The 16075-nt window shown below is 28.6% G+C and carries 15 protein-coding genes; 14 read left to right on the top strand and 1 reads right to left on the bottom strand.

From position 1 onward, the window contains the following. The 14 genes from KXZ80_RS11250 to fliN all read left to right on the top strand — a co-directional run bounded on the left by KXZ80_RS11250 (position 1) and on the right by fliN (position 14470). Positions 1 to 582 carry a hypothetical protein gene (locus tag KXZ80_RS11250; protein WP_021433567.1) on the top strand — a complete coding sequence of 194 codons (582 nt, stop codon included), beginning with the start codon at positions 1 to 3 and terminating at the stop codon, positions 580 to 582. A 15-nt stretch (positions 583 to 597) separates the two neighbouring features. Then, positions 598 to 1200, top strand: a complete 603-nt coding sequence (locus KXZ80_RS11245) for a hypothetical protein (RefSeq protein ID WP_021433566.1) — start codon at positions 598 to 600, stop codon at positions 1198 to 1200. A 132-nt stretch (positions 1201 to 1332) separates the two neighbouring features. Beyond that, complete coding sequence (locus KXZ80_RS11240) at positions 1333 to 3069, top strand: HAMP domain-containing methyl-accepting chemotaxis protein (protein WP_021433565.1); 1737 nt, start codon at positions 1333 to 1335, stop codon at positions 3067 to 3069. Between the two features lie 239 nt (positions 3070 to 3308). Further along, complete coding sequence (locus KXZ80_RS11235) at positions 3309 to 5063, top strand: methyl-accepting chemotaxis protein (RefSeq protein WP_021433564.1); 1755 nt, start codon at positions 3309 to 3311, stop codon at positions 5061 to 5063. A gap of 227 nt (positions 5064 to 5290) precedes the next feature. Next, a complete protein-coding gene (locus tag KXZ80_RS11230; protein WP_021433563.1) occupies positions 5291 to 7030 on the top strand; it encodes a methyl-accepting chemotaxis protein in 1740 nt (579 codons plus the stop codon). A gap of 35 nt (positions 7031 to 7065) precedes the next feature. Beyond that, positions 7066 to 9240 carry a chemotaxis protein CheA gene (locus KXZ80_RS11225; RefSeq protein WP_021433562.1) on the top strand — a complete coding sequence of 725 codons (2175 nt, stop codon included), beginning with the start codon at positions 7066 to 7068 and terminating at the stop codon, positions 9238 to 9240. A gap of 59 nt (positions 9241 to 9299) precedes the next feature. After that, positions 9300 to 10379 (top strand): protein-glutamate methylesterase/protein-glutamine glutaminase, encoded by a 1080-nt coding sequence (locus KXZ80_RS11220; protein WP_021433561.1) that lies wholly within the window; start codon positions 9300 to 9302, stop codon positions 10377 to 10379. 17 nt (positions 10380 to 10396) lie between these two features. Continuing rightward, positions 10397 to 11011, top strand: a complete 615-nt coding sequence (locus tag KXZ80_RS11215) for a chemotaxis protein CheC (RefSeq protein WP_021429539.1) — start codon at positions 10397 to 10399, stop codon at positions 11009 to 11011. 11 nt (positions 11012 to 11022) lie between these two features. After that, positions 11023 to 11508: a chemotaxis protein CheD gene (locus tag KXZ80_RS11210; RefSeq protein WP_021433560.1), complete on the top strand. Its 486-nt coding sequence runs from the start codon at positions 11023 to 11025 to the stop codon at positions 11506 to 11508. Between the two features lie 18 nt (positions 11509 to 11526). After that, the gene (locus KXZ80_RS11205) at positions 11527 to 12006 is read left to right on the top strand and encodes a chemotaxis protein CheW (protein WP_021433559.1); all 480 of its coding nucleotides are present in this window, start codon (positions 11527 to 11529) and stop codon (positions 12004 to 12006) included. Further along, complete coding sequence (locus tag KXZ80_RS11200) at positions 11993 to 12799, top strand: CheR family methyltransferase (RefSeq protein WP_021433558.1); 807 nt, start codon at positions 11993 to 11995, stop codon at positions 12797 to 12799. The genes KXZ80_RS11205 and KXZ80_RS11200 overlap by 14 nt, the downstream gene beginning before the upstream one ends. 42 nt (positions 12800 to 12841) lie before the next feature. Then, a complete protein-coding gene (locus KXZ80_RS11195) occupies positions 12842 to 13195 on the top strand; it encodes a response regulator (RefSeq protein WP_021429429.1) in 354 nt (117 codons plus the stop codon). A 119-nt stretch (positions 13196 to 13314) separates the two neighbouring features. Next, positions 13315 to 14202, top strand: coding sequence for a flagellar motor switch protein FliM (locus tag KXZ80_RS11190; RefSeq protein WP_021429527.1), 888 nt, complete (start codon positions 13315 to 13317; stop codon positions 14200 to 14202). Positions 14203 to 14206: 4 nt separating this feature from the next. After that, complete coding sequence (gene fliN, locus KXZ80_RS11185) at positions 14207 to 14470, top strand: flagellar motor switch protein FliN (protein ID WP_021433557.1); 264 nt, start codon at positions 14207 to 14209, stop codon at positions 14468 to 14470. A 37-nt stretch (positions 14471 to 14507) separates the two neighbouring features. Here fliN and KXZ80_RS11180 read toward each other — a convergent pair whose 3' ends face one another. After that, positions 14508 to 15755: a DUF1002 domain-containing protein gene (locus tag KXZ80_RS11180; RefSeq protein ID WP_021433556.1), complete on the bottom strand. Its 1248-nt coding sequence runs from the start codon at positions 15753 to 15755 to the stop codon at positions 14508 to 14510. Positions 15756 to 16075 lie beyond the last annotated feature (320 nt).

Genomic DNA, 16075 nt, shown 5'->3' with positions numbered 1-16075 from the left:
ATGCGTAATATTAAAATATTATCAATGATTTGTATCATAATTGGTAATGTTTTATTAGGTGGATGTAGTTTTTATAAAAGTACTAATCATAATTCAAACAATAATGAAAGTGTTAATCAAAATGGATTAAGCATCTTTGAATATAATGAGCAATTTACTAATTCATATAAAAAATATATAGAACCTCTATATATAGAAGAATTTGATAATGCTGAAAAGTTTTTGAAAAATCAAGAACTAACAAGTAATACAGACTATCTTGATGAATACAAAAATTTACTAGGAATATGTGAAAGGCATATATCAGGATTTAAGAAAGATATGAATAATTTGGTAATGCAAGATTTAAAGCTCACGGATATGAATAATGATTTAGTAGAAAATAGCAATACTTTAATAGCTGAAATAAATAGTAAGATAAATGCTTTGGAATCCATCCCCAGCGAAAAACATTCTTTAGATTCAGATAGTTTTATAGATTATATAGAATCAAATTTTCAAATATCTGAGAGAATTACGGATAAGTTTGAAAATTCTATAAAAAGTATAAAAAGTTATTTAAATATAGAATTAAACAAATAAACTTGGAGGTAAATCATGAAATATTCAAAACTGGTAATGCTAGGATTAATAGGAGTACTTACTTTTGGAGCTGTAGGATGTACAAATAAAACAGCAGAAAAAACAGAAGAAAAAAAAGTAACACAATCAACAACTCAAAATCAAGATAACATGTATAAGGATATGACTTTAGAAAATTACAAAACAGAGTTTGGTAAATTATATCAAACTAATATGGCTAGATTGGACAACTACAATGGTTATGAGCAAATAAGAGTAGATGAAGCTACAAAAGATTACCCAGGAAATGAAAAATATGTAGCAGATTTAAAGAAAAATTATGAAGAAAGCAAGAAGCAAGTCGATGAATTTACAACATCACTAAAAAAAGTTGACACTAAAGATGCTAAAGTAAAAGAAATGAATGATAAATTAATATCTGAATCAGAAAAATTAAGTAAAGAATTAGATACTAGAATAAAAAAATTAGGTGAAATACCAAATGATTTAATGTCTAAATCAGAAGTGGAATTTAGACAAGGACTAAGTGATACATTGAAAGTTGATGAAAATGTAAAATCAGATTTCACTAAATTTATGAATGATACAAAAGAATTCTTTGGAATAAAAACTAAATAGATAAAAAAATAAAAAAAGGCTTTATAAGCCTTTTTTTATTTTTATTTGATAAATAAAATCTAAAGTGTTAAAACGTTTGTCCGTATCATAATTACAAATAAATTAAAAATTAAGGGGTAAGGAGATACGTTTATGAGAAACTGGAAAATAAGTAAAAAATTAATTATATCTTTTGGTATTTTATTAATTATTACAGCATGTGCAAATTTTTATGCCATAAATAACCTGAAAAAATCAGAAAAGCTAAGTAATCAGTTATTTGAAGGACCTTATAAATCAACAAATCAAACGATGAAAATTCGTAGGGATTTAGTTTCTATTGGTAGGAATATGGGAAATGCAATGATAGAAAAAAGTCCAGAATATTATGGGAAGATAGTACGAGAAGACTTTGATAGTGTTGAGGAAAATATAAAGTTGCTTAGAAGTTCATTTGATGGAGATAAAAAGTTAATAGATGACATTGAATCATCTATTGTAAAATTTAGGGAACAATTTGAAATAGTTCAATCTGCTATGGAAAGAGGGGACTACAATGGTGCTATAAAAATAACTGAAAAAAATACACCATACTGGGAAGTGTATAACAAGTGTGTTGAAACAGCAACAGCTCTTAATGAAAAGGCAGAGGCTAGAGGAATAGAATTTAATAAAGAGGTAAAAGAAATTTCTTCAAAAGCTACTGCGATATCAATAGCTAGTAGTGTTTTTGCTATAGCGGTAGGTATAATAATATGTATATACATAACAAGAAGTTTAAAGAAACCTATAGAAGAACTTGAAATAGCTGCTAATAAAATGGCTAGTGGAGATTTTGATATTTCTGTAAGTTATGAATCGAAAGATGAACTTGGAACTTTATCAAGTAGTATGGATAAAATGAGTAGGGAAATAAAAGAAATTATAACTGATACAGTTAGAGTTTTAGGAGATGTTGCATCAGGGAACTTTAATACAGAGACAAATGCAAATTATATAGGTGTTTTTAAATATATTGAAAACTCTATAAATAAAATAACAATTGATTTAAGTGAGACAATGGAGCAGATAAATACTGCAGCTGAAGAAGTAGGAGCTGCATCAGACCAAGTTGCTAGTGGATCTCAAATGTTATCACAAGGAGCAACAGAACAAGCAAGTGCAATAGAAGAATTATCTTCTACTATAAATGAAATATCTGAAAAGATAAAAGGAACTTCAGAAAATGCAAAGCAAGCTAACTCTTTAACTTTAAATGCGGCAAAACAAGTTCAAGAAGGTAATGATCAAATGAAAGAAATGATTAAAGCAATGGAAGATATAACATTTACATCAAATGAAATTGGAAGAATAATAAAGACAATAGATGATATAGCATTCCAAACTAACATATTAGCATTAAATGCAGCAGTGGAAGCGGCGAGAGCAGGAGAAGCTGGTAAAGGATTTGCAGTAGTTGCAGATGAAGTAAGAAATCTAGCAGCAAAATCAGCAGAGGCAGCAAAAAATACAGCTACATTAATTGAAAATTCAATAGAAGCAGTAGGAAATGGAACAAAAATTGTAGATAATACGGCAGAATCACTTCAAAAAATAATAAGTACGACTAATAGAACTACTTCTTTAGTAAATGACATAGCAAAAGCATCAGAGGATGAATCAAACTCTATAAATCAAGTAACGTTAGGTGTAGATCAAATATCACAAGTTGTACAAACAAACTCAGCAACATCAGAAGAAAGTGCAGCAGCAAGTGAAGAGTTAAATGGACAAGCACAAATGTTAAAATCACTTATAGATAACTTTAGCTTGAAAGGTGTAAATAGATCAAATAACAATATGAATTTTAATGAAGATGAAGAAAATGAATTAGCATTTAATAATTATTAAATAAATTATTTAAAAAAGAAGCTTTAAAGCTTCTTTTTTTTATTTATGCTAAGAAAAAATATTTGAATATATAGTAGTTAGTTTAAAGTAAACAATTATTGAATAAAAATATTTTAATATTTAATAAGTCTAATTTCCGATAATTAAACTCTAAAGCATATATGTATTTATCCGTATAAAGATAGAGCAAATTATTTTGATTTGTAATATCAGCAAAGTTAAAGCAAGGAGGGCTAAATATGAAAAATTTAAAGATAGGTAAAAAATTAAGTTTGTCTTTTATTGCAGTATTATTAGTTACGGTAGCTGCAAATCTTTATTCTATATCAAACTTAAAAAAATCTGAAAAATTAAATAATGATTTATTTACAGGACCGTATGTGGTCACAACAGAAAGTATGGGGATACGTAGAGATTTAGTTTCAATAGGTAGAAATATAGGTAATTCAATTCTTAGAGAACAGCCAGTGGAGTATAGAAAAACAATTTTAGAAGATTTTGAGAGTGTAAATAAAAGAATCGATTTAATTGAAAAATCTTTTTCAGGTGAAGAAAGTGAACTTGTAAAAAATAGCCAGACATCAATTAGTAATTTAAGAAGTTCAATGGATAACTTAAAAAATGAATATGAACAAGTTTATGCATTTTTAGAAAAAAAAGATTATAAACATGCTGAAGAAATGACAGCACAAAATACAAAGTATTGGGATGTATATAGTTCTTGTGTTGATCAATCTGTAAAATTAAATGAAAATGCAGAAAAATTAGGAACTCAATTTAATCAAAGTGTGAAAGAAACATCGTCAACTTCAAGAACAATATCTATAGCATTAAATATTATTTCAGTAATAATAGGTGTGGTTATATGTGTATATATAACAAGAAGTTTAAAGAAACCTATAGAAGAACTTGAAGTAGCAGCTAATAAAATGTCTAGTGGAGATTTTGATATTGATGTTAATTATGAATCAGAGGATGAATTAGGAACTTTATCAAGCAGTATGGTTAAAATGAGTAATGAAATAAAAGATATTATAGAAGATACAGTTAGAGTTTTAGGCGAAGTTGCATCAGGAAATTTCAATGTAGCGACAAATGCAGAATATATAGGCGTTTTTAAACAAATTGAAAATTCTATAGGGAAAATAACAACTGATTTAAGTGAAACAATGGAACAAATAAATATAGCATCTGAAGAGGTTGGAGCTGCATCGGATCAAGTTGCAAGTGGATCTCAGATGTTATCACAAGGAGCAACAGAACAAGCAAGTGCTATTGAAGAGTTATCTTCAACTATTTCTGAAATATCTGAAAAGATTAAAGATACATCTGAAAATGCTAAGCAAGCTAATTCACTATCTTTAAATGCTGCAAAACAAGTTCAAGAAGGTAATAACCAAATGAAAGAAATGGTTAAAGCTATGGAAGATATAACATTTACATCAACTGAAATAGGAAGAATAATAAAAACAATAGATGATATAGCATTCCAAACTAATATATTAGCATTAAATGCAGCAGTAGAAGCAGCAAGAGCAGGAGAAGCAGGTAAAGGATTTGCAGTAGTTGCAGATGAAGTAAGAAATCTAGCAGCAAAATCAGCAGAAGCAGCAAAAAATACAGCTACATTAATTGAAAATTCAATAGAAGCAGTAGAAAATGGAACGAAAATTGTAGATAATACAGCAGAATCGCTTCAAAAAATAATAAATACAGCAAATAGAACAGCTAAATTGGTAAATGATATAGCTAAAGCGTCTGAAGAAGAAGCTAATTCAATATCTCAAGTTACATTAGGTGTTGAACAAATTTCTGAAGTTGTACAAACAAACTCAGCAACATCAGAAGAAAGTGCAGCAGCAAGTGAAGAGTTAAATGGACAAGCTCAAATGTTAAAATCTTTAATAGAGAATTTTAAAATAAAGGATGAAAATAAACTTAAGAATAATATAAGTTTTTCTAGAGATGATGAGCAAGTCTTAGCTAGAAATTAATATTAAAAGTTAAATATTCTTAATAAATATTTATAAAAAATAGAAGCTTTGAGGCTTCTATTTTTGTGAATAGAAAAATTAATTTCAAAGTGAAAAAAATTTTTATTTATATAATTATATTCTAAAGTATGCATGTATTTATCCGTATAAAAAATAAGATAAACTGTTTTATTAAATGAACTAATTTTATTAACTTTATTCAAAATGAAGTACGGGGAGGCATACACATGAAGGATTTAAAAATAGGTAAAAAGTTAGGTATCTGTTTTGTAATTTTATTAGTGCTTACAACAGTTTCAAATTTATATACATTATATAATTTGAAAGAAGCAGGGAGAGTAAGTCACGAGTTATTTGAAGGACCATATGAATTAACAACTGATGCCATGGGAATACGTAGAGATTTAGTTGGAATTTCAAGAAGAATAAATGGTGGATTTGCAGATAATGAGCACGTAGAAACAAGAAAGTTAGTTTTAGCAGAGTTTGATAGTCTTGAAAAAACAATTCAAAATATAAGAAGTGGACCTGAAAAAGCTATAGAAAATAAAAAAATTAGTCAATATCTTGATAGTATCGAGGAAGATGCAAAACAATTAAAGCAAGAGTATGAAAAAATATATAATACAACTCAACAACCAAATTTTAAAGGACCTATGACTGAAATAGATCTTACTGGATATGCACAAGTATTTACTGCATGTACAGAAACATCAGAAAATCTTTTTAAAGAGGCTGAAAAAATAGGGAATGATTTTGATAAGAATGTATCTGCATCAGTGAAAACTTCACAAATTATATCAACAACTTTAAATGTTATTAGTATAGTATCAGGAGCTATTATATGTATTTACATTACAAAGAGCTTAAAAAAACCAATTGAAGAATTAGAAGTAGCTGCTAATAAAATGGCTATTGGAGATTTTGATATTGATTTAAATTATGAGTCAAAGGATGAATTAGGGGTTTTATCAAATAGCATGACTCAAATGAGCAATAAAATAAAAGATATTATAGAAGATACTGTTAGAGTTTTAGGTGATGTTTCATCGGGAAATTTCAATACAGATACTAAAGCTGAATATATAGGAGTCTTTAAATATATTGAAAAATCTATAAGTAAGATAACAAATGATTTAAGCGAAACAATGGAACAAATAAACATAGCATCTGAAGAGGTTGGAGCTGCATCAGATCAAGTTGCTAGTGGATCTCAAATGTTATCACAAGGAGCAACAGAACAAGCAAGTGCAATTGAAGAATTATCTTCTACTATAAATGAAATATCTGAAAAAATAAAAGGAACTGCAGAAAATGCAAAAAAAGCTAACTCATTAACTGTAAATGCAGCTAATCAAGTTAAAGATGGTAATGAGCAAATGAAAGAAATGGTTAAAGCAATGGAAGATATATCATTTACATCTAATGAAATAGGAAGAATAATAAAAACAATAGATGATATAGCATTCCAAACTAATATATTAGCATTAAATGCAGCAGTAGAAGCTGCAAGAGCAGGAGAAGCTGGTAAAGGATTTGCAGTAGTTGCAGATGAAGTAAGAAATCTAGCAGCAAAATCAGCAGAAGCAGCGAAAAATACATCTACATTAATTGAAAATTCAATAGAAGCAGTAGAAAATGGAACAAAAATTGTAGATAACACAGCTCAGTCGCTTCAAAAAATAATAAATACAACAAGCAAAACTACTGCACTAGTTAATGATATAGCAAAAGCATCTGAAGATGAGGCTAATTCAATTGCTCAAGTTACAGTAGGTGTAGATCAAATTTCTGAAGTTGTACAAACAAATTCAGCAACATCAGAAGAAAGTGCAGCAGCAAGTGAAGAATTAAGTGGACAAGCTCAAATGCTAAAATCACTTATAGATAAGTTTGTTTTAAGAGATTCAAATAAAAATATAGATTTTAACAAAAACGAAGTAAATTATTTTGCTACGAATGATTAAAAATTTAAAAGTTTAATTAATAAAGGAGACAGAGTATGAGCGGAATGGATTCTTTAAATGAATTTTATGTTCATGAAAATATGCAATTACTAGAACAATTAGAAGAAATTCTACTTGTTGGGCAATCTGATACAGGAAAATTAGGAAAAGAAGAAATTGAAGAAATTTTCCGTGCAATGCATACTATTAAAGGGTCTTCAGCTATGATGGGATATGATAGTTTAACTAAGCTTACACATAGCATAGAAGATGTTTTTGATGAAATACGAAATGGAAGAGAACTTTCTAACAATAAGTGGGAAGAACTAGTTGATGTAGTTTTAGTAAGTATAGATTTTTTAAAGGAAGAAATATTAAATGTTCAGGATGGATTACTTCCAGAAGCCAGTATAGATGAACTACTTGAAAGAGTAGGAGGGTTATTAAAAGAAGAGTCTGAAAGTGAAGAAAAAGATATAGCGCAAAGTAGTGAGTTAGAAGAAAAAATTGAGATAAAAATGCCTAAGGATGGAGAAAAACAGTTTTATGCTAAAGTTTCATTTGAAAATGGTTGCGGCATGGAGGGAATTAGAGCTCTAGGAGTACTTGCTATGATAGAAAGTAAGTGTTCATTTATAAAAACAATTCCCGAAAACTTAGAAGTTGAATGTGATAATGAAATAATAAATGATGGATTTAGAATATATTTAAGTACACAAGAAGAAAAAGAGTCAATAGAACAATGCATAAAAGAAACTATGTTCTTAGAAAGTTTAGAAATACAAGAAGTTACAGATGCAGATGAATTAGAGAGTGTATTTAATATAAGTTCTTCAAGTAAAGAAACATTTGAAGAAGAAATAGCTGCGACAGTAATAGAGGAAACTATTATTCCTGAAGTTAAAACAGAGGAAATAAAAGAAGAAATAGTTGTTGAAGAAAAAATTCAACATATTGAAGAAGAAAACAAACCTAATAAAGAAGAAAAAAATGAAAAAGCAAATGATGAAAATAAGTCTGTAAAAAAAGATTCAAAACAAGAGGAAAATCAACATCACACACATAGCAAGAATAACTACCTAAGTGTAAATATAAGTAAAATTGATATGTTGATGAACTTAGTAGGCGAGATTGTAACAACTGAATCTATGGTAGAAAAACAATCTCAGCTAGAAAATTTCAATCGTGATAATTTTGAAAAGCAAGCTAGAAGATTACATCAGTTAACAACTGAATTACAAGATGTAGTAATGTCTATGAGAATGGTTCCTATATCTTCAACTTTTACAAAAATGCAAAGAGTTGTAAGAGATATGAGCAGAAAAACTGGTAAATCAGTAGAGTTAAAATTAGTGGGAGATCAAACTGAAGTTGATAAAAATATTCTTGAGAACATATCGGACCCATTAATGCACATGATTAGAAATAGTATGGACCATGGAATAGAAACTCCAGAGGAACGTCAACAAACTTCAAAACCAGAGAAAGCAACTATACTATTAGAAGCTAAAAACACTGGCGGAGATGTAGTTATAATAATAAAAGATGACGGTAGAGGATTAAATAAAGAAGCAATTGTTAAAAAGGCTATAGAAAAAGGAATTACAAGTAAAAGTATAGATGAAATAAGTGATAAAGAAGCTTATAACTTTATACTAGCACCTGGATTCTCTACAAAGGAAGCTGTAAGTGAGTACTCTGGTAGAGGAGTTGGAATGGATGTTGTATATACTAACATAAGGCAACTAAGAGGTTCGATAGCTATTGATAGTGAAAAAGGACAAGGTACTAATATAGTAATTAGAATTCCTTTAACTTTAGCAATTGTTGATGGAATGAAAGTTAGAGTAGGTAATGAAATATATATAATACCATCACTTAACATAAAAGAAGTATTTAGAGAAGGTGCTTATGAGATAGTTAAAAATCCAAATGGAGAAGAACACAGTATAATAAGAGGAAACTGTTATGAGATTAGAAGACTATCAAACATATTAGGAATAGATACTGAAAAAAATGACAATGGAATTATGATTTTAGTTGAATCTGAAATAGGTAATGTTTGTATTATTGTTGATGGAATTATTGGACAGCAACAAGTGGTAATAAAACCTATACCAGAATTATTAACGCAATTTGAAAAAATTCAATCATATATGTCTGGATGTTCTATATTAGAAGATGGATCTATTAGCTTGATAATTGATGCAAATGCAATTATAAGTGAGTAATAAAAAAGATCAAACTAAAGTTATAAGACATCGTAAATACTCAGAAGGAGAGACGTTATATGGAAGTAAATAAAAAAATAAAAGTTCTAATAATTGATGATTCTAGTATATTTCGTCGTGTCATAGCTAAGTATCTTCAAGAATTTTCAGAATTAGAGATTGTAGGAACAGCTAAAGACCCTTATGAAGCTAGAGATAAAATAATAGAACTAAGACCAGACGTATTGACATTAGACATTGAAATGCCAGGCATGAGTGGTATTGAGTTTTTAAAAATTTTAATGGAACAATGTCCAATACCAACTATTGTTATAAGTGGTGCAGATGATAGATGCTTTGAGGCAATAAATGCAGGGGCAGTTGGATTTGTAGAAAAACCAGATTCAAGAGGAATGAACAATTTTGCAAATGAATTAGCGAGCAAAATAAAAGAGGCATCTGTAGCTAAACTAGTTAAAGATAATTATTCAAGAAATAATTTAAATAAACCTAATACTGTTGCAAATAAAAAAAGTGTGACAAAAAATATAAAAAGTAAATCTAATACAGATATAATTGCTATTGGAGCTTCCATGGGAGGAGTAGAGGCTGTTGGAAAACTTTTAAAACAGTTACCAGCTGGCTTACCAGGAATAGTAATAACTCAACATATGCCACCTGTATTTACTCAAAGATATGCAGAGCGGTTAGATAAAGAGTGTGTTATAAATGTATGTGAAGGTAAAGATGGACAAGAAATTTTAAGTGGACATGCATATATAGCTCCTGGAGCTTTACAAATGGGAGTTGAAAAAAGAAATAATAAATATGTATTAGAAATTAAAGAGGGTGAAAAAGTCACTGGACACTGCCCTTCAGTAGATTATTTATTTCAATCAGTAGCAAAAGCTTCGAAAAAAAATACTATAGGTATTATTTTAACTGGGATGGGATCCGATGGAGCTAAAGGACTACTTGATATAAAGAATGCAGGTGGATATACATTAGGGCAAAATAGGCATTCGTGTGTTGTTTATGGAATGCCTATGGCAGCAAAAAATATTGGAGCAGTTTTGAAAGAAACTTCTTTAGATATGATACCAAATGCAATACTAAATCAATTAAAAAGATCAGAATCTACAATAAGAGATAAAGAGTAGATAGAAAGTAGGTATATATGAACTTTGAATGTGATAAATTAAATGTATTTCGAGAAATTAGTAATATAGGATCAGGAAATGCATCTACTTCATTAGGTATGATGTTGAATGAGATTGTAGATATAGGAATCCCAAAGAGTGATTTAATCAGTTTTTCAGATATAACTAATAGTTATGACTCTCCAGAAGAGTTAGTTGTAGGAACTGTTTTACAATTATCAGGAGATATGGAAGGCTTTATACTAGTTATAATGAAACTTGATTCTGCTATTAATTTATTATCGAAAGTAACTGGAACTAATTTAGAATTTGATAAAGAAGATTATGATTTAGTGCGTAAAGAATTAAGTTCAATAGGAGAAATTTGTAACATATTATGTGGTACATATTTAACAGCAATATCAGATATGACTAGTTTAAGTATTGATCCTTCTATTCCGTATTTTAGTGTAGATATGGTTAGAGCAATTATGAATCTACCTATATCACTATATGGTCCAGTTTCAGATTCAATACTATGTATAGAAACTGATTTCTTTACAACAGATAATAATATAGAAGGTAAATATTACTTTATTCCTAAAGTTGAGTCATGTGAGAAATTACTATCTTCATTAGGTTTTGCTTGTTAGGAGAACAGTTAATGAAAATTATAACAGTAGGAATAGCAGAATCTAACATTGTAAGAGCACCAGAAAAAATAATGACGGTTGGACTTGGGTCATGTTGTGGAGTTGTTTTGTATGATGAAATAAATAAAATTGCAGGATTAGTACATATTTTACTTCCAGATTCAAAGGTTGATAAGAAAATGGATAATAAATCGAAATATGCAGATAGTGGAATTTATTTATTATATGAGCAAATGATAAAATCCGGGGCTAACCAAAGACTTATAAAAGCTAAGTTAGCTGGTGGTGCACATATGTTTAATTTTAAAAACTCTGGTAGTAGTATTTTTACCATTGGAGAAAAAAATGTAAAATCATGCAAAGAGACATTAGCTAAGTTGAATATTTCTATTGTTTCTGAAGATGTATTAGGTTCTTGTGGAAGGACTATTGTCTTTGATACTCTTACAAATAAGCTAACTATTAAGAGTGTTGGAAAACGCGAAAAAGTTATTTAAAAGGAGGGTGTATTATTTGTGAATGCAAATGATGAAATAATAGAGGGCAAAATTGATGATTTATATATGGTATTTATTATAAACGGTCAAAAATACGCATTATCATCAAATTACATTATAGAAATTATTGAGGTATTGCCAATAACAAAGGTTCCTTTTCTTCCTGAATATATGAAGGGTATTATAAATTTAAGAAGTAATATTATACCTGTTATGGATGCTAGAATGAGATTTGATATAGAACCTATAGACTATAATGAAAGAACGTGTATAATTATAATAGAGAATGGTATGGAAAAAATTGGACTGATTGTTGACGCAGTAAATGAAGTTATTACTATTTTACCTAACCAAATTATGAAAATGAACTCAAGTAAAGACGATTACAAACAAAACTTTATAAAAGGTGTTAGTGAAATTAATGATGATGTTCAAATGATATTAGACTGCGATTCTTTAGTTAAAATTATAGAGGATACTAACGATGGAACTAACTAATCAAGATTTTTTACGCTTAAAAAATTATATGTATAACAACTATGGAATAAACTTAGAAAATAAAAGAACATTAATAGAAACCAGATTACTATTAATGGTAAAAAAATTAGGATTTACGGATTTTAAAAGTTATATAGATAATTTAATGAAAGATAGCACAGGAGAACAAGCATCAACACTTGTAGAGAAGCTTACTACAAATTTTACATATTTTATGAGAGAAGAGCAACATTATGACTTTTTAAAAAATGAAATAATAATGCCTAGTTTAAAAAGGCCTCATGCTGGCGGAATTAAAATTTGGTCAGCAGCATCATCTACAGGAGAAGAACCTTATTGTATTGCTATGTTAGTATCATCTATACTTGGAAAAAGTTCAAAATTTAAAGTTAATATAACTGCATCAGATATTTCTGATAATGTATTAAAACAAGCTAAGGCTGGCATTTATTCAGAAGATAAAATATCAAAATTGCCAGCTGTATGGAAAAAGAGTTTTTTTAAAAAAGTAAGTGAAAAAAACTATGTAATTGATGATAGTGTAAAACAGTTAATTGATTTTAAATACTTTAATTTAAATAATAGTTTAGGTTGGGAAAAATGCAAATATGATGTTATTTTTTGCAGGAATGTAATGATATACTTTGATACACCTACAAAGCAAAGATTAATAAAAAGATTATATGACTCGCTTAAACCTGGAGGGTATTTAATTATTGGTATGTCAGAAAATTTATCTAACCTGCAAACTGATTTTCAAAGAGTTAAACCATCAGTGTATAGAAAAATATAAAATAAAAAAAGATAATAATTGACATAAATGGAGGAAGAAATTATGAAAAGAGTATTAATAGTTGATGATGCAGCATTTATGCGTATGTCTATACGTACGATGCTTCAAAATTATGATTTTGAAATAGTAGGAGAAGCGGAAAATGGAGTAATGGCTATTGAAAAATACCAAGAATTACAGCCAGATATAGTAACACTAGATATAACTATGCCAGAAATGGATGGTTTACAAGCATTAAGAGAAATTAAAAAAATTGATCCAGCAGCTTCTGTAGTAATGGTTTCAGCATTAGGACAAGAAGCTAGAATGAAAGAAGCTATAATATATGGAGCAAAAGGATTTATAGTAAAGCCATTTAAAGAGGAAATCATAGTATCAGCTTTATCTAAGTTATAAAATTAAAGTATAAGAGGTTATTTTATATTATCCAAAGATTTATTTATAGTCTTTAAAGTAAGAAAACTGTATATGACCTTTTAAAGTAATGAAATTTATAGAGGAGATAAAGATATATTATGAGCCAAGGAATTGTTGTATATGACTTTAAAAAGCCGCAAAGATATTCTACAGGAAATATGAGATTCTTATCTATAATAGAAGAAGAATTTTGTAAGAATATAAATTTATTTGTAGCTTATGAATTAAAAAGACCTAATATAGTGTGTAAATTAGAAAAAATAGAACAAACAAACTACGAAGAGTTTATGAATATGATCTCTAATGACTCAGTAATTATTGAACATTCAATACAGCCACTAATTCAAGGTCTTATATATCAAATTGATAAGAGTGTTGCGCTTACATTTGTAGATTTAATACTTGGAGGAGATGGAGTATTCAGTGATTACAATAGAGAGTTAACAGAAGTAGACCGAGAGTTAATATCTTATATAGGTAGTAAGTTTTTAACTAAAATGCATATATTTGAAGGTTGTGATCATAGAGAGGTTTCTAATGTTTACACAAATGTAGGTTCTAGTAAAAAATATCCAGTTAGTGAGTCAGTATTAATATCTCACATGAGAATGATGGATGGAAATAAAGAAGTAGGTAGAATGTCTTTCTGCAACCCATACAGTTGTATGGAACCAGTATTAGAGCAATTAGAGCCAAAAAGACTTTTTAAAAGTAAAAATATTGAATATGACTTTGAATTCACAAATGCTATTTATAATAAAATTTGTGGAACAAGTGCAGAAATGATTGCAGTATTAGGTAGAACTGAAATAAGTGTAGAAGAGTTATTAGACTTAAAGCTTGGAGATGTTATAACTCTAGATACTAAAATAGATGGAGATATAGACCTTAATGTAGGAGGAGCAAGATCTTTTAAATGCAAACCAGGTCTTATTAAAAATAAGCGTGGTGTTATCATAACAGATAGTGTAAAAAAGGAAGTGTAATCATATGAGTGAAAATTTTGATAGAGTATTAGATATAGAACTTAAAGTAAGTGCGGTACTTGGTAGAACGAAAATAGCATTAAAAGATGTATTTGAGTTATCAAAAGGGTCTTTAATTGAGCTAGATACATTTGAAGGACAAGAAGTTGAAATCAATGTAAATGGTAGAAAAATTGGTTATGGGCAAGTTGTAATTGTAGATGAAAATTTCGGAGTTAGAATAACGCGTATATTAGGTGAAGAAGAGTTAGTAAAGACTATAGGATAATATAAAAGGCAGATAATAATTTATCTGCCTTTTTATTTTAGTTATTTTGTTGTGTATTATTGTCTACGTTATTATTTTGGTTTTCAACTGGATTTGTATTTGAATTATTATTTAAATCTACATTTTCATTGTTATTAACTTCATTAGAATTAGATTCATTAGATTGCTCAGGGCTTTCATTTGGAGAACTTGTTTCAGTCGTATTATTGTTTTTACTATTTTCTGAGTTGTTAGAATCTCCATTGAATAATCCTGTAAACCAATGCCATACCTTACCAAAGAATCCTTCAACTTGTTCGCTAGAAGGTAAATTTATAGCATCTTTGTTAGTAGCATCTATGTGTGCATTTTCACCAAGTAAACTATCATTTGTGTTTTCTAATATACCTAGATTTTCATCTTTAGAACCTGTTAATCCAGCAAACCAATCTCCAATTCCAGTAAACCATCCTTTAACGGTATCTAATATACCTGAATTATTTACACTTTCGCCTAGATCTTTTAAGTTTTCATTTACAGTATCTGATACGCTGTTTAAAGCATCTTTCATTTTACCGTAGTCATAATCTTGCTTAGAAATTTTAAGCATTAAATCTTCTAATTGTTTTTGTTGCTCAGGTGATAATGTTACATTATAGTTATTAGTAATATTATTTATTGTATCTGCGATTTGAACTGTATCGCTAGTATTATTTTTAATAACTTGTGTTTTTACATCATTAACTATTCCTGTAGCTTTATCTTGACCTATATCTTGGCCTAAGTCTCCAGTTACAACTAGTTCTTCTGTAGCTATTTCCTTTTTGTTTTCATCTAGAGGCTTACCAGTAGCATCCTCATAGGCCTTCATTACACCAGTAAGGGCTCCTGTTCCACTTACAGGGAAATTAGCAGCTATTACACAGTTAGCATCAGTTATACCTAAACTAGCAAGTGTACTAGCTATCATAGCTGAAGTAACCCATGTAATATTTGCTGTTTTTACGTTTATTCCACTTCCTGCCTTAGTAGGTTCAACATAAGCACAAGAATAAGTTTTAGTTCCTATTTGAGCTTCAGGGGCTATACCTTGTAAATACTTTCTTTCTTCTTTGTTATTTACTTCAAGTATAACTGCATCATTTTGATTTACACCGAAGTATTTTAGCATAGTTTGTTTTTGATCAGGACTTAAGTTAGCTCCTAAAGTAACAACTCTTGAAGAATCTGCGAATACTAAACTAAAACTTCCTAATATAACAGTACAACATATAATAATTGACGTAACTCTCTTTTTTAAACTCATATTTAATCTCCTTTAAAATAATTTAAACAGATACTAATATAATAAAGCATTTTGTAAATTTTGACGATTACAAAATTATAACATTTTTAGGGTTCTTACTCAAATATTATATATGCATCTAATGAATGATTAATTAACAAAATAAAAAATAAGAGTAAGATGCTTATATTTATATGTTAAACAGATAATATCTCTATTTGTTTAACGTTGTTAATGACTATCTTTTTTAAGGTTATTTTAATTAATATAAAAAAATCGAATATAATACAAACTTCGACATTGATTTTAAATAAAATAATATATGATAATAGTTATATGAA

The organism is Paraclostridium bifermentans, assembly GCF_019916025.1.
Lineage (GTDB): Bacteria > Bacillota > Clostridia > Peptostreptococcales > Peptostreptococcaceae > Paraclostridium > Paraclostridium bifermentans.
Note: the sequence above shows the minus strand (reverse complement) of the source record. Positions and strands in the feature narration are given on the sequence as shown.

Coding starts and splice junctions, on each gene's coding strand:
- KXZ80_RS11250 (WP_021433567.1), top strand. CDS start 1: ATGCGTAATATTAAAATATTATCAATGATTTGTATCATAATTGGTAAT.
- KXZ80_RS11245 (WP_021433566.1), top strand. CDS start 598: ATGAAATATTCAAAACTGGTAATGCTAGGATTAATAGGAGTACTTACT.
- KXZ80_RS11240 (WP_021433565.1), top strand. CDS start 1,333: ATGAGAAACTGGAAAATAAGTAAAAAATTAATTATATCTTTTGGTATT.
- KXZ80_RS11235 (WP_021433564.1), top strand. CDS start 3,309: ATGAAAAATTTAAAGATAGGTAAAAAATTAAGTTTGTCTTTTATTGCA.
- KXZ80_RS11230 (WP_021433563.1), top strand. CDS start 5,291: ATGAAGGATTTAAAAATAGGTAAAAAGTTAGGTATCTGTTTTGTAATT.
- KXZ80_RS11225 (WP_021433562.1), top strand. CDS start 7,066: ATGAGCGGAATGGATTCTTTAAATGAATTTTATGTTCATGAAAATATG.
- KXZ80_RS11220 (WP_021433561.1), top strand. CDS start 9,300: ATGGAAGTAAATAAAAAAATAAAAGTTCTAATAATTGATGATTCTAGT.
- KXZ80_RS11215 (WP_021429539.1), top strand. CDS start 10,397: ATGAACTTTGAATGTGATAAATTAAATGTATTTCGAGAAATTAGTAAT.
- KXZ80_RS11210 (WP_021433560.1), top strand. CDS start 11,023: ATGAAAATTATAACAGTAGGAATAGCAGAATCTAACATTGTAAGAGCA.
- KXZ80_RS11200 (WP_021433558.1), top strand. CDS start 11,993: ATGGAACTAACTAATCAAGATTTTTTACGCTTAAAAAATTATATGTAT.
- KXZ80_RS11195 (WP_021429429.1), top strand. CDS start 12,842: ATGAAAAGAGTATTAATAGTTGATGATGCAGCATTTATGCGTATGTCT.
- KXZ80_RS11190 (WP_021429527.1), top strand. CDS start 13,315: ATGAGCCAAGGAATTGTTGTATATGACTTTAAAAAGCCGCAAAGATAT.
- fliN (WP_021433557.1), top strand. CDS start 14,207: ATGAGTGAAAATTTTGATAGAGTATTAGATATAGAACTTAAAGTAAGT.
- KXZ80_RS11180 (WP_021433556.1), bottom strand. CDS start 15,755: ATGAGTTTAAAAAAGAGAGTTACGTCAATTATTATATGTTGTACTGTT.